The following is a 20533-nucleotide window of genomic DNA, read 5'->3' on the forward strand; positions in this document are numbered from 1 at the left end:
CGTCTTTTCCCCGCAGCAAGCCGCCATTCAAACGCGGCCCCGTTTTGCGACCGCTTGGTGCAGTCATGTATTTTGTTTGCACACTAATAAGAAATCCGCAGGGCCCTACCTGTCAAATCAAATATGCGGATCACCCGACGAAAGCGCGCTCGACAACGAAGGTTGCCGGTTTGCTGTTCGAGCCTTCCTCCAGTCCGAAGCCTTCCAGTGCGGCTTTGGTATCCCGCAGCATCTCCATCGAGCCGCAGATCATTCCACGATCGGTTGCCGCGCTGATCACCGGAAGGCCCAGAGCCGCGAACAGATCGCCCGATTCCATCAGATCGGTCTGCCGTCCCATTCTGTTCGACGCTTCCCGCGTTGTGGTCGCATAGTGGATCAATCCGCCCGCCATCTCGCCCACCAGAGGGTCGGCGCGCAGATCGCGCACCAGATCGAAGCCATAGGTCAGTTCGGCCACATCGCGGCAGGTATGGCACAAGATCACCTGCTCGAATTTCTCGTAAGTCTCAGGGTCACGGATCAGGCTGGCAAAAGGCGCGATACCTGTGCCGGTGGCGAACATGTAAAGCCGCTTGCCGGGCACGAGCGCATCCAGCACCAGCGTGCCGGTGGGCTTTTTCTTCATCAGCACAGTATCGCCCGGCCGGATGCGCTGCAAATGCTCGGTCAGCGGACCGTCCGGCACCTTGATCGAATAGAACTCGATCTCCTCGTCCCATGCAGGCGAAGCTATGGAATAGGCGCGCATCACGGGCTTTTCCGCATTCGGCAGACCGATCATCACGAATTCCCCCGACCGGAAGCGGAAAGATGCAGGCCGCGTGATCCGGAAGCGGAACAGACGGTCGTCATAGTGCTGCACTTGCGTGACAGTTTCGGCAAACATGCCCTCGGGGATGGGGAAAGATGTGGCTGGCTTCAAAGTTGCGACGGACATGCGCCCCTCCTATCGGGATGAATCACTCTTATTTTTTGTTAGTATACAAACAAATTGGCTGTCAATGTGTTTTAGGCGGCACAGGTATCGCTGCCCTCTTGATCGGTGTGGCGTTTCTGTTAGCGTTCTAACAAATCAGCAGGAGTGATCCCATGGCCGAAGTTGCCCCCCAGACGCAGGACACAACCCACAAGCTTGTCATCCACAACATCGGCCTGATGCTGTCGGGCAAAATCGAACAGCCCATCTATGACGCCGATTGCTTGATCGCGGTCGGCGGCAAGATCACCGCTTGGGGCTATGAGAAGGATATGGATACCGAAGATGCCGATACGCTGATCGACGCGAATGGCAGCACGCTCTGCCCCGGCCTGATCGACAGCCATGTGCATCCGGTGGTGGGAGACTACACCCCGCGCCAGCAGCAGTTGCACTGGATCGACTCGACCTTGCATGGCGGGGTTACCACGCTGATCTCGGCAGGCGAGGTTCATATGCCGGGCCGGCCCAAAGATATCGTGGGGCTGAAGGCGATGGCGATCGCATCGCAGCGCTGGTACGAGAATTTCCGCCCCTCCGGCGTCAAGGTCCATGCCGGCGCGCCCGTGATCGAACATGGCATGGTCGAGGAGGATTTTGCCGATCTTGCCAAGGCCGGCGTCAAGCTGTTGGGCGAGGTGGGTCTTGGCACCGTCAAGGATGGCAAGACCGCGCGGCAGATGGTGGACTGGGCGCGCAAATACGGCATCCAGAGCACCATCCACACAGGCGGACCATCGATCCCCGGATCGGGGCTGATCGACGCGGATATGGTGCTGGAAACCGGCACCGATGTGGTGGGCCATATCAATGGCGGCCATTCAGCACTGCCCGACGACCAGATCATCTGCCTGTGCGAAGGCTGCAAGGCAGGGCTTGAGATTGTGCATAACGGCAACGAGCGCGCGGCTTTGCTGACGCTGAACACAACGCGCGAACTGGGCAAGCTGGATCAGGTGATCCTTGGTACGGACGGTCCCGCCGGATCGGGGGTGCAACCCTTGGGCATCCTGCGGATGATCGCGATGTTGTCGAGCCTTGGGAATGTCCCCGCCGAAGTGGCCTTCTGCTTTGGCACCGGCAATACGACGCGCCAGCGCGAGCTGGACACCGGCATGATCGAGACAGGGCTTTGCGCCGATTTTGTGCTGATGGATCAGGCGCAGCATGCGCCCGGCAAGACGATCCTGGAATCGGTGCAACTGGGCAACCTGCCCGGTATCGGCATGACCATCATTGACGGGCGCGTGACCAGCCAGCGCAGCCGCAACACGCCCCCTGCGGGTCGGATTCCGGCGATTTTGCAGGGGTAGAGTATCACCCTTTGTGCAGTCTCGGGCAGAACCCGCCCGCAGGTGGGCGTCGCGCCTTTTGTCCAAGGCGGTTCATCGCGCAGCAAACCTCTGACCCTCGCGGATGCCGGAACCCAAGAAAAGAGCCCGCCCGGGAGGGCGGTCGGGCTCTGCCCGGAGCGGCACCGGACAAGCACCATTTAAGCTCACTTCGCAGGACCGGAGCGGAGCGTCGTTTTCAGTGACTAACCCCCTGCCTCTCTGCGGTATGTTGAGCGCGATTGGAACAGGGACGGACCATGCTGGCAGGGCTGAAAACACATACGTCGAAAAATCTGACACTACTGTCGTTTTTGGTGGTGACGGAACTGCGGCCATCGGTCAGGATCACACCTGCGCCGCGCTTCCTGCGCGTTGCGCGCCCCTGTCCCTGCCGGAGCTTCCGATGACCCAGACCCTGACCAAAGACCCGCTGTTGCAACCCTATCAGTTGGGCCATCTGACCCTGAAGAACCGGATCATGACCACCAGTCACGAACCGGCATACCCTGAGGACGGGATGCCCAAGGACCGTTACCGCGCCTATCACGAGGCCCGCGCGCGCGCCGGCGTCGCACTGACCATGACGGCAGGATCGGCGGCGGTGTCGCGCAACTCGCCGCCCGTGTTCAACAATGTGCTGGCCTATAAGGACGAGGTGGTGCCTTGGATGCGCGCCATTGCCGCGGGTTGCCACGAACATGGTTGCGCCGTGATGATCCAGTTGACGCATCTGGGCCGGCGCACGCATTGGGCCAAGGGCGACTGGCTGCCTGTCGTGGCTCCCGGCCCGTTTCGGGAACCCGCGCACCGCGCCTTTCCCAAGGTGATCGAGGATCACGAGATCGACCGTATCATTCAGGATTACGCCGATGCGGCGGAACGGATGCAGGCAGCGGGTCTGGATGGGGTAGAGTTCGAATGCTACGGGCATCTGATGGACCAGTTCATGTCGCCGCTGACCAATGCGCTGGATGCGCCTTGGGGGGGCGGGCTGGAAAACCGGGCACGTTTCGCGCTCGAGGTGTACCGTGCCTGCCGCAAACGTGTCGGCAACCGTTTCCTGCTAGGTATGCGCTATGCGGCCGATGAGGCTGCACAGGGCGGGATTACCGCCGAGGACGGCATCGTAATCGGCCATATGTTCAAGGCAGAAGGCGTGGACTTCCTGAATGTGATCAAGGGCCAGATCCACACGGATGCCGCGCTGACCGATGTGATCCCCGTGCAGGGAATGCGATCCGCACCGCATCTGGATTTCGCCGGGCGCATTCGCGCCGAGGTAGGATTGCCCACGTTCCATGCCGCGCGCATCCCCGATGTCGCCACGGCGCGGCATGCCGTGGCCTCAGGCCAGTTGGATATGGTGGGCATGACCCGCGCACATATGGCCGACCCGCTGATCGTGACCAAGATCATCGAGGGGCGGGAGGAGGATATCCGCCCCTGCGTTGGGGCCAACTACTGTCTGGACCGGATCTATCAGGCGGGCGATGCGCTTTGCACCCACAACGCGGCCACAGGGCGCGAATTGACCATGCCGCATGACGACCAGATCACACCTGCGGCTGAGCAAAAGCGTGTCGTGGTCGTCGGCGCAGGTCCGGCGGGGCTTGAAGCCGCACGGGTAGCTGCAATGCGCGGACACAAGGTCACGGTGTTCGAGGCGGCACCCAATGCAGGTGGGCAGTTGCGGTTGGCGTCGCAATCGGCACGTCGGCGCGAGATGATCGGAATCATCGACTGGCGCATGGCACAATGCGCAGCGCGTGACGTGGCTTTCCACTTCAATACCTATGCTGAAGCCACTGACATCACGGCACAAAACCCCGATGTGGTGATCATCGCCACAGGCGGCATACCCAATACGGATGTGCTGGAGGATGGCAAAGATCTGGTTGTCTCAAGCTGGGATATCATTGCAGGCGATGTAAAGCCCGGTGCCCGTGTGCTGATCTATGACGATGCGGGCGACCATCCGGCCCTGCAAGCCGCCGAGGTAGTTGCGGCCAGTGGTGGCCATGTCGAGGTCATGACCCCCGACCGCAGCTTTGCACCCGATGTGATGGCGATGAACCTTGTGCCCTATATGCGCAGCCTTCAGGACAAGGATGTCCGCTTTACAGTGACTTACCGGCTGAAAGCGGTCGTGAAATCCGGCAACCACCTGCAAGCGGTGATCGGCTCGGACTATTCCGCACATCGCGACACACGCGAGTTCGACCAGATTGTGGTCAATCACGGAACTTTGCCGCTGGACGAATTGTATTTTGCCCTCAAACCGCAATCGGCCAACAAGGGCGCTGTCGATCAGGACGCGCTGATCGCGGGTCGCGCGCAGCCTTGGAAGGCGGGGCCGGACCAGTTCGCACTTTTCCGGATCGGCGATGCAGTGGCGGCGCGCAATACCCATGCGGCAATCTATGATGCGCTGCGTCTGGTCAAGGATATATGACCATGCGCGGCTGAATACACTTTCCCTCAATCAACCATAAACCTCCATTCCCCTCCTAGGATCATAGTCATGCTTGACGATTCACAACTTCAAACCCTTTTGGCCGCGCGCAAGCCTGCCCATTCCCTGCCGCGCCCCTTTTATACCGATCCGCAGGTCTTCGCGGCGGATATGGAAAATATATGGTATCGCGACTGGCTGTTCGCGATTGCGGCAGTCGAGGTGCCGAAAACCGGCTCCTATGTCTCGCTCCAGATCGGGGAATATGCGATCATCATCGTGCGCGGCGCGGACGGTGTAATCCGCGCGTTCCACAATGCCTGCCGACACCGTGGCAGCCGCATCTGTGCAACCGAGAAGGGCAATGCGCCGAAACTGGTCTGTCCCTATCACCAGTGGACCTACGAACTGGACGGCAAACTTCTGTATGCACGCGACATGGGACCGGATTTCAAGCCGCAGGATCACGGGCTGCGGGGCGTGCATTGCACCGAGGCCGCAGGCATGGTTTTCGTCTGTCTGGCCGGGGACGCCCCCGATTTCGCACCCGTCGCGGCGCAGATGGCCCGCTACATCACGCCCCATGACCTGAGCCAGTTGAAGGTGGCACACCAAAGCACCATCACCGAACAGGCCAACTGGAAACTGGTGATGGAGAATAACCGCGAGTGCTATCATTGTTCGGGCTCTCACCCGTCGCTCTGCCGCACGTTCAACGATGATCCCGATCTGGTCGGGGCCGAGGACAGCATGTCATCTCCCGCAGGTCTGGCTCATGTCGAGCGTTGCGAGGCCGCAGGTCTGCCCTCGCGCTATGTGGCCGATCCTGACGATCAATGGCGGCTGGTGCGTATCCCGTTCCTTGGCGCGGCTGTCAGTTATACAATGGATGGCAAGGCCGCTGCCGCGCGGCGCGTGGGCGAAGTGCCCTTCGACAATGCAGGGTCCTGTCTGTTTTTCCACTATCCCAACACATGGAACCATTTCCTGTCGGATCAGGTCCTTCTGTTCCGCATCATGCCGGTTTCTGTGACCGAAACGCAGGTCACAACCACTTGGCTGGTCCACAAGGATGCGGTGGAAGGGGTGGATTACGATCTGAACCGTCTGACCGAGGTCTGGATTCACACCAATGACGAAGACCGCGCCATCGTCGAGGAAAACCAGAAAGGCATCCTTTCGCCCGCCTATCTGCCCGGCCCTTATTCTGTCCGGCAGGAAAGCGGCGTAATCCAGTTTGTCGACTGGTATGCCAATACGCTGGAACGGCGACTGACCGGCCCTGCCCGCCCTGCAACAAACATCGCGGCGGAGTAAGCAGCATGATCCCGATGCCCCGTGCCGATACGCCCGTCTGGCAGGATAGCGAACCGCTGGAATGCGTGGCCGTGGTGCCCGAGACCCCCGGCGTGCGGACATTCGTGTTCCGTCCGCCTTCAGGGGCCACTTTCGTCTATCGCGCGGGGCAGTTCCTGACGCTGGACTTGCCCTTGCCCGGCGGGAATGTGCAGCGGACCTATACGATCTCCAGCAGTCCGGTGGTGAACGCCTATGTGTCCATCACCATCAAGCCGGGACCGGATAGTGTGGCAGGGCGCTGGATGATGGAGAACCTGCAACCCGGCATGCGGATCAAGGCCTATGGTCCATCCGGCCTGTTCCACCTGCCGCCACAGCCGGACGGGAAATACCTCTTCATTTCGGCGGGTTCCGGCGTGACGCCGATGATGTCGATGGCCGCGACCTTGTTTGAACGCGGCGAAGACCCGGACATGACCTTTATCCAATGCGCGCACAGGCCGGCCGAGTTGATCTTCAGGCGCAAGCTGGAATACATGGCCAGTCGCGTGCGCGGATTGAAGCTGCATTTTGTCGTGAGTGTCGAAGACCCATACGAGGTCTGGACCGGCTATCGCGGGCGGTTCAACCAGTTGATGCTGGGCCTGATGGCGCCCGATTACCTTGAGCGGGACGTCTATTGCTGCGGGCCCGACAGTTTCATGCAATCCGTGCGCGATATGCTGAACGCGCTTGGCTTCGACATGAGCCGCTATCATCAGGAAAGCTTCCACGCGCCTGCCGAGACCAAGGCCGAATTGACCGAGTTCGACGACGTGATCCCGCAAGAGGATGTGGGCGCCGAGATGATTTTTGCCGCCTCGGGCCTGTCCGCGCGCTGCTCACAAACCGATACGGTGCTGAACGTCGCACGCGGTGCTGGGCTGAACATCCCGTCGGGCTGCCAGTTCGGGATTTGCGGCACCTGCAAGATCCGCAAGATCTCGGGCGAGGTGCATATGGTGCATAACGGCGGTATCAGCGAGGATGATGTGACCGAGGGCTATATCCTCGCTTGTTGTTCGCACCCCATCGGCAAGGTCGAGGTCGAGGCGTAATCAGCCCTGTTTGCCGTGCCTGACAGCGGGGCGCGGCAGATGGCGGGCGCGGAAACGCTCGACCTCGGATTCGGATGGCGGCTTGCCGGTAAACACCTCGATATAGGTGGGCATGCGGTCGACACGGACCTGCGTGTCCTCCTGCACCATCATCGAGACATAGCCGACCTGCGTGTAATAGATCGTGAAGGCCCGGATACGGGCATCATGCGGGGCATGGCCGAAGCGTTCGAACATCGCGGCAATCGCGTCGATACGGTCTGAATCCGTGTGCTCCAGTATGGCGCGCAAGGCAGGATCGCCCAAGGCCCAGTTTCGGATCGCGTGGTCCAGTCGCGCATCGAACAGATCGGGGCGCAGCCAGCAGTCGAAGATATTGAGAACCGCCTCTGTGATGGTCTCGGCATAGGCCTGCGTCTGGCGGATCAGGTTGCCGGTATTTTTATCACGCCAGCGGCCGACAAGGGCCTCAAGCAAAGCCTCGCGGCTGTCGAAATGTCCGTAGAAACTGGTGCGCGACAGCCCCAGATTTTGCGCCAACGGCTGCACCTTGACCGCATCCACCCCTTTCTCAATGAGCAGATCATAGGCCGCGTTCAGCCACAGTTCCTCGGACCCGCGCCAGCCGCTTTTCTTTTGGGGTGATTGCGTGCTCATAGCATCTGTCTAGCAAGGGCGGTTGAGTGTCGCAATCATGTTCCGGTAAGCAGTCGCCCGCAGCGCCTGACCGCGTTTGAGCAGTGCACGCTGCGAAAGTAGCTGTTTAACGCGCAGCAAACATTCTTCGGTGACAGGTGCCGCGAGGTTGCAAAAGAGCCCGCCCGGGGAGGCAGCGCCACCCATCCCGGGCGGCGATTTCCGGCTAGACCAACCGCATCAGCAGAGCCGCTGTCAACTTGGCGCGCTCCGGCAGGCTGGAGACCTCGATATGTTCGCCGAGGGTATGTAGCCCCTTGCCCCGCACGCCGATGGAATCGAGCGTGGGGATGCCCATGAAGCCGGTGAAATTGCCATCCGACCCGCCGCCGGAACTGGCGCCTGTCAGTTCGAAGCCCAACTCTGCACAGATATCCTTGGCAACCGCGAACATCTCCATCGTGCCCGGTTGGTCCGGCTCCCAGACCGGTCGCGTCACGCCGCGCGTGACCTCGAATATCACACCGTTTTCCTCGCCCTGCAGCGCCATCATCGCGGCCACACCGCGATCAAGGTCTTCCTGCGTCTTGGCCATGGTCAAGGCCTGCGCGTCGCAACTGGACGACACACAGTTCACCCATTGACCCGCATGGATCACCCCGACCGAGAAGGTGCAGTCATCGCTGGTCATCGCCTCGATCTCAAGGATTTTCTTCGCCATGGCGGCAATCGCGGACCGCCCGTCCGCCAGCGCCCAACCGGCGTGGCTGGGGCGGCCCACAGTGCGCAGGTTGAAGCGCGCGATGGCATAGCGACCGATCACAGCGCCACCGTCCTGCTTGGCGGGTTCGGGGACAAGGACGTATTTGTTCTTGGCCGCTTCCGCCTCGATCAGATCGCGGGTCGAAGGGGTGCCCACCTCTTCATCCGGTGTGAACAGGACCGTGACGGGCAGAGGTGTCCGCATCCCTGCCTTGGCCAGTTCCCTGATCGCCTCCAGCGAGACAAAATTCCCGCCCTTCATATCCATGATGCCGGGGCCGTAACAGATATCACCCTCGCGTTTGAAGGGCAGCTTTTCCAAGGTGCCGACCGGATGGACCGTATCCATATGGCCCGCAATCAGAATGCCCGACTTGCCAAAATCGGGATGCGGAAACCGCGCGCGAACCGAACCGCCAAAACCCATGCGGCCGGGAATACGCTCCACGACCGCGCCCGCGACGGTCAAGTCATAGGCGGCCAGATCCATCATCCGGTTCACGGCATCGGCGTCATAGGTCGGGCTTTCGCATTCGATCCACGGGCGCAGACGTTCAACCATATCATCGGCGTCGAAAGGCAAATCCAGAGGGTTCATGCAGCGGCCTCCGCCAAGGTATCGGCAGAAAGGCGGCGTTCGACGATCCGCGCCATGATGGATGCGCCCACCGGCAACACCTCGGTGCCCAGCACGAAACCGGGATTGTGCAGCGGCACATTGCCGGTATGGCCGACACGGCAATAGGCACCGGGCACGACTTTCAGCATATCGGCAAAATCCTCGGACCCTGTTGCGGGTTCGTCATTGCGGCTGATCATCTCCTCGCCCACGATATCGCGGGCCGCGTCCATATAGGCGTCTGACAGATCGTCATCGTTCATCAGAACGTCAAAGACATTCCGCAGATCGACCTTGATCTCGGCCCCGTAGGCGGTGCCGAAACCAGCGCAGATTTCCTTCATGCGGGTTTCCGCGATGGCATAGACCTCGTCCTTGAAATAGCGGATCGTGCCACAGATCTGCGCGGTTTCGGGGATCACGTTATAGGCCGAACCGGCATGGATCTGCGTGACCGACAGCACGCAGGTGTCCAAAGGTGCGACGTTGCGGCTGACGATGGTCTGCAACTGGCCGACCAGCGCTGTGGCCGTCACCAACGCATCGCGCGATTGCTGGGGCATGGCCGCGTGGCTGCCCTTGCCCGTGACGGTAATGTCGAAAAACGCGGCCCCCGCCATCGCGCGGCCCTTGCAGATACCGACGGTGCCCGGCTGGCCATTGGGTGAATTGTGCATCCCGTAAACCTCGTCACAGGGAAAGCGGTCAAACAGGCCATCGGCCAGCATGCCGCGCGCACCGCCCAGCCCTTCCTCTGCGGGTTGGAAGATCATCACGGCGGTGCCGTCGAAATCACGCGTGGCGGCCAGATGTTTGGCCGCCCCCAGCAGCATCGTGGTGTGGCTGTCATGGCCGCAAGCGTGCATTTTCCCTGCATTGGTCGAGGAATAGGGCAGGTTCGTCTGCTCGTGGATCGGCAGCGCGTCCATATCGGCACGCAGACCCACGCGTTTGCCGCCCGCATCCTTGCCACCGCGCCCGTAGATGATGCCAACGACGCCGGTGATGCCGATACCTGTGTGGACCTCATCGACACCGTAGCTACGCAGTTTATCTGCCACGATGGCGGCTGTGCGCTGCTCTTCCAGCCCGATTTCGGGATGGGCGTGCAAGTCTTTGAAAATCGCTGTCAGCTCCTCCGTGCTGGCCTCGATCACGGGCAGAATATTCATGTCTCTCTCCTCGGTATTCACATTGGGGTCTATGTTTGGATGGGATCAGGCAGCGCCCAGTTCCCTGAAATTGGCAAAATCCCATGCGCGGCCGGGGGCCGCTTCGATCAGGGATCTGGTATATTCATGCTGCGGATCGGCCAGAACGGCTGCAGCAGGTCCCTGCTCTACGACAACGCCGCGCTGCATGACGATCACATCGTCGCAAATCTGGGCCGCAACACGCAGGTCATGGGTGATGAAAACGATGGTGATACCCAGCTTTTCCTGCAAATCGTCCAGCAGTTCCAGCACCTGCGCCTGCACCGACACGTCCAGCGCCGACACGGCCTCGTCGGCGACAAGCACATCGGGCTGCATCATCACGGCCCGTGCAATCGCAATACGCTGGCGCTGGCCGCCGGAAAACTGGTGCGGATAGCGATCGAGGCTGTCGCGCGGCAGGCCCACGATCCCCATCAGTTCAGCCGCGCGGGCCATCGCATCGCGGGCCGAGGTGCCATAGTTCACAGGCCCCTCGATCAGACTGCGCCCGACCGTCCAGCGCGGGTTGAGCGAACGGAAAGGGTCCTGAAACACAACCTGCAAATGCTGGCGATGCGGCTTGAGCTGCGCGCGCGACAGATGCGCGATATCGGTATCGCGCAGATGGATCGCACCCGAAGTCGGCGCGATCAGCCGCATGATGCAGCGCGCTACAGTCGATTTGCCCGAGCCGGATTCCCCCACGATGCCCAATGTGCGACCGCGCGCCACGTCGAAGGTCACATCCTTGGCCGCATGGGTGCCCGGACGTTTCACGAAGAAACCACCCCCGCCATAGATCATATCAAGGCTCTCGACCCGCAGCACCGGATCACCCCCCGGAACGGGTCGCGCCGCGCGAGGCACCAGGCTGGGGACCGCGCGCAAAAGCTTCTGTGTATAGTCCTGCTTGGGCGCGCGTAGCAGCGTCTCGATCGGCGCGTTTTCCACCAGATCGCCTGATTTCATCACATAGACGGTATCGGCAATCTCGGCGACGACGCCCATATCGTGGGTGATGAACAGCACGGCTGTGCCGTGTTTCTCCTGCAACTCGGCGATCAGCGACAGGATCTGCTGCTGTGTGGTCACATCCAGCGCTGTTGTCGGCTCGTCCGCGATCAGCAGTTCCGGCTCAAGCACAAGCGCCATTGCGATCATGATGCGCTGACGCTGCCCGCCTGATAACTGGTGCGGGTAACTGCGGTGGATGCGTTCGACATCGGGCAAATGCACGTCCTTCATGATGTCGATCACGCGTTGCCGCCGCTCATGCGCGGACATGCTGGTATGGCTTTCCAGCACTTCTTCGATCTGGTCGCCCACGCGCATCACGGGGTTCAGCGCGGTCATCGGTTCCTGAAAGATCATCGCGACACGGCGCGCGCGGATATCCTGCATCGCGTTCTGGCTCTGCGACAGCAAATCGGTGCCGGACAGGGTGATCCTGCCGCCGGTCACAAACAGCGCGTCCTTGGGCAAAAGCCCCATGATCGCCAGCGAGGTCACGGATTTGCCCGAACCGGACTCGCCCACAAGGCAAACCGTCTCGCCCTGACGGATGGTCAGGCTGATGCGGTTCAATACTGGCGGGGCCTTTGCCGCGGGGGGCAGGCTGACGGTCAGATTCTCGACCGTCAGGATGGTTTTCGCAGTATCGAAATTGCGCGTCTTGAACAGCATCGGCCTATTCCCCCCGTTTCTTGAGGCGCGGGTCCAGCAGATCGCGCGCGGTATCGCCCAGCAGGTTGATCGTCAGGATGCACATCGACAGCATCAGGCCGGGCCAGAGGATCAGTTCGGGTTTCACGCGGAAATATTGCCGCCCCTCGGCCATAATATTCCCCCATGTCGGGATCTCGGTCGAAACGCCCGCGCCAAGGAAGGACAGGATCGCCTCGGTCAGAATGGCCGATGCAAGGATATAGGTGCCCTGCACGATCAGTGGTGCCATCGTGTTCGGCATCAGATGCTGGAACAGGATCTTGGGCATGGACGAACCAAGCGCGATTGCCGCCTCGACATAGGGTTCCTCGCGCGCGGTCAGCACGACGGACCGCACCAGACGCACGACACGCGGGATTTCGGGAATGGTAATGGCCATGATCACCGATGTGATCGACGGCCCGTTCAGCGCCACCAGTGCAATGGCCAGCAGGATCGACGGGATCGCCATAAGGCTGTCCATCACCCGCATGATCAACGTATCAGCCAAGCGGAAAAAGCCGGCGATCAGGCCGATCACCAACCCGATCAGCACCGACACGACCGCCGCACCGATGCCGATAAGCAAGGAGACCCGCCCACCGATCAGGACACGCGAATAGATGTCGCGCCCGAACGGGTCGGTGCCCAGAAAGTGCTCTTCGCTTGGCCCTTGCAGACGGTTCATCGGGTTCATTTCCAGCGGATCGAACGGCGCCAGCCATGGCGACAGAAGCGTGACGATCACGATCATCACCAGCACGGCAGCGGCGATCAGCGGACCAACCCCGAGCTTGGCCAATGACGGGATCGAGAACAGGCGCAACACCGATTGCATGGCCGAGGCGGGGGGAGCGGAATACGACATCAGTAACGGATCCTCGGGTCAAAAATCGTGTAGGAGATGTCGATGATCAGGTTCACAACCACATAGGTCGCGCTTGTGATCAGGATCATCGCCTGAATGACCGGATAGTCGCGCGCCAGAATGGCATCGACGGTCAGACGGCCTATGCCGGGGATGTTGAACACACTCTCCGTCACAACAACGCCCGAGATCAGCAGCGCGAAACCGGTACCGATGACGGTCAGGATCGGCACGGCCGCATTCCGCAACGCATGGCGGAACAGCACACGGCTTTCCTTGACGCCCTTGGCGCGGGCGGTGCGGATGTAATCCTCGCCCAGCACTTCCAGCATCGAGGCGCGGGTCATGCGCGCGATCAGCGCGATGTAGATCGTCGCCAGCGTCAGCGCAGGCAGGATGCCGCGATAGAGAAACTCTCCGAAACCCTTTTCGGCGGGAGCCGCATAGCCTTGCACCGGCAACCAGCCCAACGTGATCGAAAAGACGAGGATGAAGATATAACCGATCACGAAGACAGGCACGGAAAAGCCCATGACGGAAAAGCTCATCACCGCATAATCCACCCAGGACCGGTGACGCCATGCAGCCAGCACGCCCATGGGCACAGCAATGGCCACGGCAATCACAATGGTCAGAAGGGCGATATTGATCGTCGGGAACATACGTTGCCCCACCATCGTAATCACGGGCGTGCCGGAAATCAGCGAGGTGCCCAGATCGCCCTGCAAAAGGCGGCCCATCCATGAGATGAACTGCGTATGGATCGGCTGGTTCAGGCCCATCGCCTCGCGGATACGCTCAAGCTGTTCGGGGGTAGCCATGTCGCCTGCGATGATGGCCGCCGGATCGCCCGGTGTCAGTCGCAGCAACAGGAACACGAAGATCGCAACGATCAGCATCACCGGGATGATCGCCAGAACGCGTCGGATGAGATAGCCCAGCATCGGAAGCAGACCCTTTCGGCGGGAAATTCAGCAAGGGACGGGCAGCGGGGTATTTGCAACCGCCCGACGGAAGCATCCGGCGCGCGCAAGGCACGCGCCGGAGCATGTCAGAGAAGGATCACTCTTCTTTCTTGACGTTCCAGAAGACCGGCACCGGCGAGGGCAGCATATCGACGATATTCGACCGGCGCGCCTGCGGCAGCGCATATTGCCCCACGGGAACGTAAAGAACCTGCTCCATGTTATGGGCCTGAATCTCGGCTGCGACCTTCTGCTGTTCTTCAAGGGAAGAGGCGGCAATGAACGCGGCTTTCAGTTCCTCGATCTTCTCATCTTCGGGCCAGCCGAACCATGCACCGTCGCCGCGACCGTTCAGCATCGGCGAGACCAGCGGGCTGGAGATTTCCGGCACCAGCCAGTTGGTGAAGAACATGTTCCAGCCACCATCGGCAGGGGCGTTCTGGCTGGCGCGACGGGTCACAAGGGTCTGCCAGTCCATCGGCTGCATATCGACGTTGAAGCCCGCGTTCCGCAGCGCCTGCGAGGCGACAACCGGCTGCGCGGCAAGCGCCACAACATCGGTGGGGGCCATCAGGACGATCGGCGTACCGTCATAGCCGGATTCAGCCAGCAAAGCCTTGGCAGCTTCCAGATCGCCGCCCGAGGTCAGGCTGTCCGAACCGGTTGTATCGGCCAGTGGCGTGCCGCAACCGAAGATCGCACCGCAGATTTCGTAGTAGTCGGGGTTGCCCACCAGCGCCGACAGGATCGCCTGCTGGTCAAGGGCCATCATCGCGGCCTGACGCACCTTCACATTATCGAAGGGCGCATGTTTGAAGTTCATCCGGCCAATGGTTTGGTAGCCCAGCGGCTCGCGTTTTTCGTTGATGACATCAGGGTCACCTTCCAGCAGCGGCAAAAGATCGACCTGCACGGATTCGATATAGTCGATCTCGTCTCCCAGCAGCGCGTTGATCGCGGTCGAGGCGTCAGGCATCGTGGACCAAACAACCTTGTCGACATGCACGACCTTGCCGCCAGCCATGTTGTCCGCAGGCTCGTCACGTGGAACATAGTCCTCGTTCTTGACATAGGTTACGCTGACGCCGGGCTGGAATTCAGCCTCGACGAATTTGAACGGGCCCGATCCGACATGCTCGGTGATCGCGGTATCTGTCGGCGTGGCAGCAATGCGCGCGGGCATGATAAAGGGCGGCAGGGCCGATTGCTTGCCGATCGTGTCCAGCAATGGCGCGAAGGGTTCGGTCAGTGTCCAGACCAGTGTCTTGTCATCCGTTGCAGTCAGGCTTTCTGTGCGGTCCATGATGATCTGGCCGCCCGAATCCTTCTCGGCCCAGCGCTTGAGCGAGGCTTCGGCATCGGCCATCGTCACCGGTGTGCCGTCATGGAACATCAGACCGTCACGCAGGGTGAAAGTATAGACCTTGCCATCCTCGGACACGGACCATTCGGCCATCTGCGGCTGAGGTGCGAAATTGCCGTCAACAGCTACCAGCACGTCATAGATCATGTAGGCATGGTTACGGGTGATATGCGCGGTGGTAATGATCGGGTCCAGAACGCGCAGGCCCGAATGCATCACGGCTGTGATCGTGGTTTCGGCCCATGCGGCGGAACCGGCCAACGCGGTCGAGGCCATCAGGGCCCCCGCCATCAGGTTGCGAACGCGGGACGCGCCCTTTGAACGGAAACTTTGTAAAGTCATGGTCATCTCTCTCTGTTGCAGTTCGGGTTGGTGGTCATGTGCCCCGCTTTCTGTGGCAGGTACACGGGCGGTAAAGGAAATGGGTCAGCTCTCCTCAAGACTGGGTTCAGACGTCTTGGCGGGCATCCAGCGCACGCCCATCGGTTCAAGCTTCATGCCGGGTGCAAGACTTGTCCATGCCAGACGAGCCGGACTGATCGGCATCGGGCCAGGTGCCGTGCAGACGAGGATTGTTTCAGCAATCGGCTGAAAATCCGCGCGAAAGTGGACCGAGCTTTTGTTTACAAGGATCGCTTGCGTGGTCGGTTCGATACCCACAAAGCGATACATCTGCTGATCCGCCATTTGTGCCTTATGGGTTGATACCACAATCCGCACATCACCGATACGCAGACAAGCGGACGCGCCAAGGTCCAGCGGTGCGCCTCCGTAGAACGGACCGGAAGCGATGAATTTGCCATCCGAAAGGGTCTCGACCGTGAAGCGAGCCTGAAACGGGCTGTCGCCGGGAATATTCGAAAAACCGCCCAGCGCGATGTCGATCTCGGCGCCCTGCCCCGCCGCATGCGCGGCTTTGGCCGCGGCAGGATCGACGATGATGCCAATGGCCGCGCGCTGGGCATCGGCACGAACAAGCGCGCGCAACATGCCAGTGGTGTTGCTGTCTCCGCCCGCACCAGGATTGTCCTGCGTGTCTGCGATCACCACGGGCTTTGTGGCGGTGGCGGCGATGCGGATCGCCTCGGCCACGCCTGCATCGGGATCGAACGCCTTGCCCGCAAAGGCAGGCTCGGCGCGGTTTACATCGCCAGCAACCCTATCGGCAGCCGCATCAGCGGCAGTCTGTGTCGCACCATAAGCGACAACCGTCGGCCCGCATCCGGCGAAATCAGCGGCTGGAAAGCCCGGAAAGAAAGACACCGAGGCCAGATCGCCGCCTTCAAGTGCGGCCATCCGGTCGTATATGCCTGCCGCCGGCTCCATCACTGTGCTTTGCCACGCAATGGGGATCAGGAAATCCAGCCGCCGGAACGCCTTGGCAAAAGGCGCGCCGCGCACCATCAGCGCATCAAGCTGCACCGCCGCGCGGCGGCCTGTTTCGGCCATGTCCACATGCGGATAGGTACGAAAGCCCACCAGCACATCGGCGGCATCAACCATCTGCGCGGTGATATTGCCGTGCAGGTCCAGCGCCACCGCGATCGGCACATCGGGGCCGACCGCAGCACGCACACGCGCGATCAACGCACCCTCGCCATCATCCTCGTGCTCGGCCACCATCGCGCCGTGCAGGTCCAGAAAAACACCGTCCAGCGGCAAGGCCGCCGTGATACCCGCCACGATCTCGTCGGCGATTAAATTATAGGCACTTTGCGACACATGGGCCGAAGGAATAGCGCCGCACCACAGGATCGGCTGAAGGTTCCAGCCCGCCGCCTCGCCATGCTCGACCGCGCCGCCGATTCCCAGATTGATTCCACGTCCCGCCTCCATCAGGGCTGCGCCGCGCGCCATGGGCATATAGCCACCGCCCTGAACAAAGCTGGACATATCCGCGAGGCTTGGCGCGAAAGTATTGGTTTCATGCAGAAATCCTGCAAGCGCCACACGTCTGGTCATTCCTGGACTTGGCCCCCGTCCCTCATCGCAAATCGCCCATCACCTGTTCGCTGGACAGAAAAAAGCGAAACCCGCCTGATTGTGTGTATTGCAATGCGATACACTTGCATCGTAATCTAAGCCTAGAGGTGGCGCTGCCCCTAAGTCAACGGCCTTGATGGAGCGATGATGAGAAACACCCTGCGCGCGGAATCCGGTGTCCGTTATTTAAGCGATGAACAGCGCGCGGACCCGCTTTTCACGAATTCCATCGCCCGCGCCATGCAGGTGCTGGCTGCGTTCCACCATGCCGACCGCCCTCTGTCACTGGCCGATATTGCACAGGGCGCGGGGATTGACCGAAGTGCGGCACAGCGAATCGTTCATACATTGCGCAGCCTTGGCTATATCCGTCGCGATGCCGAGGATCGCGGCTATTTGCCGGGTATCCGCATTCTGGATCACACGCTGGATTTTCTGCGGATGGATCCGTTGATCCAGCGGGCAACGCCGGTGATTCTGGAACTGCGCCGTAATGTGCGCGAACGGGTGGACCTGTCGCTTTTTGACGGTCAACGCGTGGTCTATGCCGCGCGAATGCAAAGCAAGCGCGAGACATTCTATGCCACGCTGGTGGGTCATAGCGTGCCGACATTTTGCTCCTCCGGTGGCTGGGCGATCATGGCGCGCCTGTCCGAGGAGGAGGCCAGTGCAATCGTTAAAGCCTCGGACAGGATGCCGTTCACGCCGCGCACCCTGACAGATCCCGACCATATCATGGAGGAGGTCGCAGCGACCCGCGCGCGCGGCTATAGTATCGCGGTCGAACAAATCCTGCTGGGCGAGGTGGCGATCGGCGTGGCCGTCACCGGCCCGCAAGGTCGCCCCGTCGCGGCGATCCATGTCGCTGGGTCATTGTCGGAATGGACAGCGCAGGATTTCAGCACCCGCGTCGCTCCTCTTGCACTGGAAGCGGCACGCGCCATCAGCCATATATGACCTGATCGGAGAGAGTTATGACCACCCACCGCCTGCATGGCCTCGCCGCCCCGGTCACGATCCGCCTGGACCGCTGGGGCCTGCCGCACATCAAGGCGCAAGGGCTGGAGGATCTGTTCTTTGCCCAAGGCTTCAACGCGGCGCGGGACCGGCTGTGGCAGATTGATCTGTGGCGCAAGCGTGGCCTGGGCCTGCTGGCCGCCGATTTCGGCCCGGGCTACCTGATGCAGGACCGCGCGGCGCGGCTGTTCCTGTACCGCGGCGATATGGCACCGGAATGGGCCGCTTACGGTGATGATGCGGAAGCGATCTGCACGGCCTTTGCGGCAGGGATCAATGCAGGCGTGGATCAGGTTCTGGCGGGCCAAATGCCCATGCCGCAGGAATTCGCCGTTCTGGGCACAAAGCCCGCGCATTGGCTGACCGAGGATGTGGTGCGTATCCGCACCCATTGCCTGACGCGCAATGCCGGATCGGAACTGGCTCGCGCGCAGGTGCTGGCGCTGGCCGATCCGGATGTTGATCTGCTGCGCGCACCACTCAACCCGCCTGTCGATGCAGGCGAATGGGCGGTGAATGCAGGCGCGGGCCTGCCCGCACATGCATTGGCGGTGTTCGAACTGGCTACCGCGCCGGTAACGTTTTCGGCCGACCGACTGGCCGCAGGGCTGGAGGAGGCCCCGCGCTGGTCGCGCGTCGATCCGCGCAAGACTGTGGTGCAGGCGCCATCGGTCGAGGGGTCGAACAACTGGGTCGTCGCAGGCAGCCGCACCGCAACAGGCCGCGCCATCATGGCCAGCGACCCGCACCGCGCCCATGCGGCACCTTCCCTGCGCTATATGGTGCATCTGACCGCCCCCGGCATCGACCTGATCGGCGCGGGCGAGCCTTCATCCCCCGGCATCATGGCGGGGCATAACGGCCATGCAGCCTTCAGCCTGACCATCTTTTGCGCCGATCAGGAAGACGTAATGGTCTACGAGACCGACGCAGACCGCTACCGCTATGGCGCGGGATGGGAAGATATGCAGGTGATCAAAGAGGTCTTTGCCGTCAAAGGCCATCCCGACCAGCGGTTCGACCTGCATTTCACCCGTCACGGACCTGTCGTCTGGCAAGAGGAAGGTCGCGCACTGGCCCTGCAGACGGTCTTCACGCAGGCGGGCACCGCGCCCTATATGGCCAGCCTGAAATCCATGCGCGCCACAAGCTGGGACGGGTTCAAGGCCGCCGTTGAAAGCTGGGGCGCGCCTTCGGTCAATCTGGTCTATGCCGATACGGATGGCGGCGTTGGTTGGCAGGCTGCGGGCTATGTGCCACGCCGCACCGGCTGGCGCGGACTGGTGCCGGTCGCCGGCGACGGGCGGTTCGAATGGGACGGGTTCATGGCCGCCAGTGCCCTGCCCCGCCTGGACAATCCCGCGCAAGGCTATGTCCATTCCGCCAACGAGATGAACCTGCCGCCGGAGGCGCAGCACGGCCCCGCCATCGGCCATGAATGGTTCGAGGACCTACGCGCCGCGCGGATCGCGGATACTTTGGCCGCGCGGGACGATCACGATCTGACATCCTCTACCGCGTTGCAAACCGACACAGGATCGCCCTTCGCCGCACGGTTGATCGCGATGATCCCGCAGGATGCGGCCGGGCGCGATCTGCTGGCCCTGTGGGACGGGCGGTCCGACGCGGCATCGGCTCCCGCCCTGCTTTACGAGGTCTGGCTGTCCTCGCATCTGCGCCCCGCATTGCTCGCGCTTGTAGCCCCCGATCAGGAGTTGCGGCGCTACCTCATGCCCGGAAACATCCCGGTCGTCACCGAACTGCTGGAAGGCCAACACCCCAAGCTCGCCACCCGTGCAGGACTGGACCGGCCTGCCATGCGCGACGCCTTGATGCGCGAGACTCTGGCGGCAGCTTTGGCGGATGTGACAGAGCGTCTTGGCAACGATCCGACAGCATGGCGCTGGGGTGATCTGCATCACGGCTGGTTTGACCATGCCCTGACGCCACTGGGCGAAAGTTTCGATCTTGGGCCTTGGCCCAAGGGTGGCGGCAATACCTCGATCATGCTGGCGCACCATGAGGCGTCGGACTACCGTGTCCGGATCGGGGCCAGCGTCCGGATGGTGATCGACGTAGGGGCTTGGGATAACAGCCTGTGGATCAACGCACCCGGCCAATCTGGGATGCACGACAGCCCGCATCTGGCCGATCTTGCGCCACTATGGGCCGCAGGAGACTATGTGCCGCTGGCCTATTCCGAGGCAGCAGTGGCGGAAGCAACAGTCCAGACAATCACGCTTCTGCCCGCCTGAACCG

15 protein-coding genes are annotated in these 20533 nt (G+C 61.6%); 6 read left to right on the forward strand and 9 right to left on the reverse strand.

The genetic code is table 11. From position 1 onward, the window contains the following. Window positions 1-130 precede the first annotated feature (130 nt). The gene (locus K7H22_RS06310; protein ID WP_230799883.1) at window positions 131-940 is read right to left on the reverse strand and encodes a ferredoxin--NADP reductase; all 810 of its coding nucleotides are present in this window, start codon (window positions 938-940) and stop codon (window positions 131-133) included. 152 nt (window positions 941-1092) lie between these two features. On the opposite strand from K7H22_RS06310, the gene K7H22_RS06315 reads away from it, so the two are divergent. The 4 genes from K7H22_RS06315 to K7H22_RS06330 all read left to right on the forward strand — a co-directional run bounded on the left by K7H22_RS06315 (window position 1093) and on the right by K7H22_RS06330 (window position 7161). Next, window positions 1093-2292, forward strand: a complete 1200-nt coding sequence (locus K7H22_RS06315) for an amidohydrolase family protein (RefSeq protein ID WP_230799884.1) — start codon at window positions 1093-1095, stop codon at window positions 2290-2292. A gap of 436 nt (window positions 2293-2728) precedes the next feature. Beyond that, on the forward strand, window positions 2729-4765 hold the full coding sequence (locus K7H22_RS06320; protein WP_230799976.1) for an NADH:flavin oxidoreductase: 2037 nt from the start codon (window positions 2729-2731) through the stop codon (window positions 4763-4765). A gap of 69 nt (window positions 4766-4834) precedes the next feature. Further along, window positions 4835-6082, forward strand: coding sequence for an aromatic ring-hydroxylating oxygenase subunit alpha (locus K7H22_RS06325; RefSeq protein WP_230799885.1), 1248 nt, complete (start codon window positions 4835-4837; stop codon window positions 6080-6082). A 14-nt stretch (window positions 6083-6096) separates the two neighbouring features. Beyond that, the gene (locus tag K7H22_RS06330) at window positions 6097-7161 is read left to right on the forward strand and encodes a hybrid-cluster NAD(P)-dependent oxidoreductase (protein WP_230799977.1); all 1065 of its coding nucleotides are present in this window, start codon (window positions 6097-6099) and stop codon (window positions 7159-7161) included. Here K7H22_RS06330 and K7H22_RS06335 read toward each other — a convergent pair whose 3' ends face one another. The 8 genes from K7H22_RS06335 to K7H22_RS06370 all read right to left on the reverse strand — a co-directional run bounded on the left by K7H22_RS06335 (window position 7162) and on the right by K7H22_RS06370 (window position 17236). Continuing rightward, on the reverse strand, window positions 7162-7818 hold the full coding sequence (locus K7H22_RS06335) for a TetR/AcrR family transcriptional regulator (protein ID WP_230799886.1): 657 nt from the start codon (window positions 7816-7818) through the stop codon (window positions 7162-7164). Between the two features lie 205 nt (window positions 7819-8023). Then, window positions 8024-9157 (reverse strand): M20/M25/M40 family metallo-hydrolase, encoded by a 1134-nt coding sequence (locus tag K7H22_RS06340; RefSeq protein ID WP_230799887.1) that lies wholly within the window; start codon window positions 9155-9157, stop codon window positions 8024-8026. Further along, window positions 9154-10350: a M20 aminoacylase family protein gene (locus tag K7H22_RS06345; RefSeq protein ID WP_230799888.1), complete on the reverse strand. Its 1197-nt coding sequence runs from the start codon at window positions 10348-10350 to the stop codon at window positions 9154-9156. The genes K7H22_RS06340 and K7H22_RS06345 overlap by 4 nt, the downstream gene beginning before the upstream one ends. Window positions 10351-10395: 45 nt before the next feature. Further along, entirely contained in the window at window positions 10396-12057 is a 1662-nt protein-coding gene (locus tag K7H22_RS06350) for an ABC transporter ATP-binding protein (protein WP_230799889.1), read from the reverse strand. 4 nt (window positions 12058-12061) lie between these two features. Then, window positions 12062-12946 (reverse strand): ABC transporter permease, encoded by an 885-nt coding sequence (locus tag K7H22_RS06355; RefSeq protein WP_230799890.1) that lies wholly within the window; start codon window positions 12944-12946, stop codon window positions 12062-12064. Next, a complete protein-coding gene (locus K7H22_RS06360) occupies window positions 12946-13890 on the reverse strand; it encodes an ABC transporter permease (protein ID WP_230799891.1) in 945 nt (314 codons plus the stop codon). The genes K7H22_RS06355 and K7H22_RS06360 overlap by 1 nt, the downstream gene beginning before the upstream one ends. Window positions 13891-14008: 118 nt before the next feature. Continuing rightward, a complete protein-coding gene (locus tag K7H22_RS06365; protein WP_230799892.1) occupies window positions 14009-15616 on the reverse strand; it encodes an ABC transporter substrate-binding protein in 1608 nt (535 codons plus the stop codon). Window positions 15617-15700: 84 nt separating this feature from the next. Continuing rightward, entirely contained in the window at window positions 15701-17236 is a 1536-nt protein-coding gene (locus tag K7H22_RS06370) for a M81 family metallopeptidase (RefSeq protein WP_230799893.1), read from the reverse strand. A gap of 168 nt (window positions 17237-17404) precedes the next feature. Between K7H22_RS06370 and K7H22_RS06375 the strand changes: the two genes are divergently transcribed. Together K7H22_RS06375 and K7H22_RS06380 are read left to right on the forward strand one after the other, a co-directional pair. Continuing rightward, window positions 17405-18214 (forward strand): IclR family transcriptional regulator, encoded by an 810-nt coding sequence (locus K7H22_RS06375; RefSeq protein WP_230799894.1) that lies wholly within the window; start codon window positions 17405-17407, stop codon window positions 18212-18214. Window positions 18215-18231: 17 nt separating this feature from the next. Continuing rightward, window positions 18232-20529, forward strand: coding sequence for a penicillin acylase family protein (locus K7H22_RS06380; protein ID WP_230799895.1), 2298 nt, complete (start codon window positions 18232-18234; stop codon window positions 20527-20529). The last annotated feature ends 4 nt before the right edge of the window (window positions 20530-20533 follow it).

Origin of the sequence: Seohaeicola saemankumensis (assembly GCF_021021435.1) — a bacterium.
Taxonomy (GTDB): Bacteria; Pseudomonadota; Alphaproteobacteria; order Rhodobacterales; family Rhodobacteraceae; genus Seohaeicola.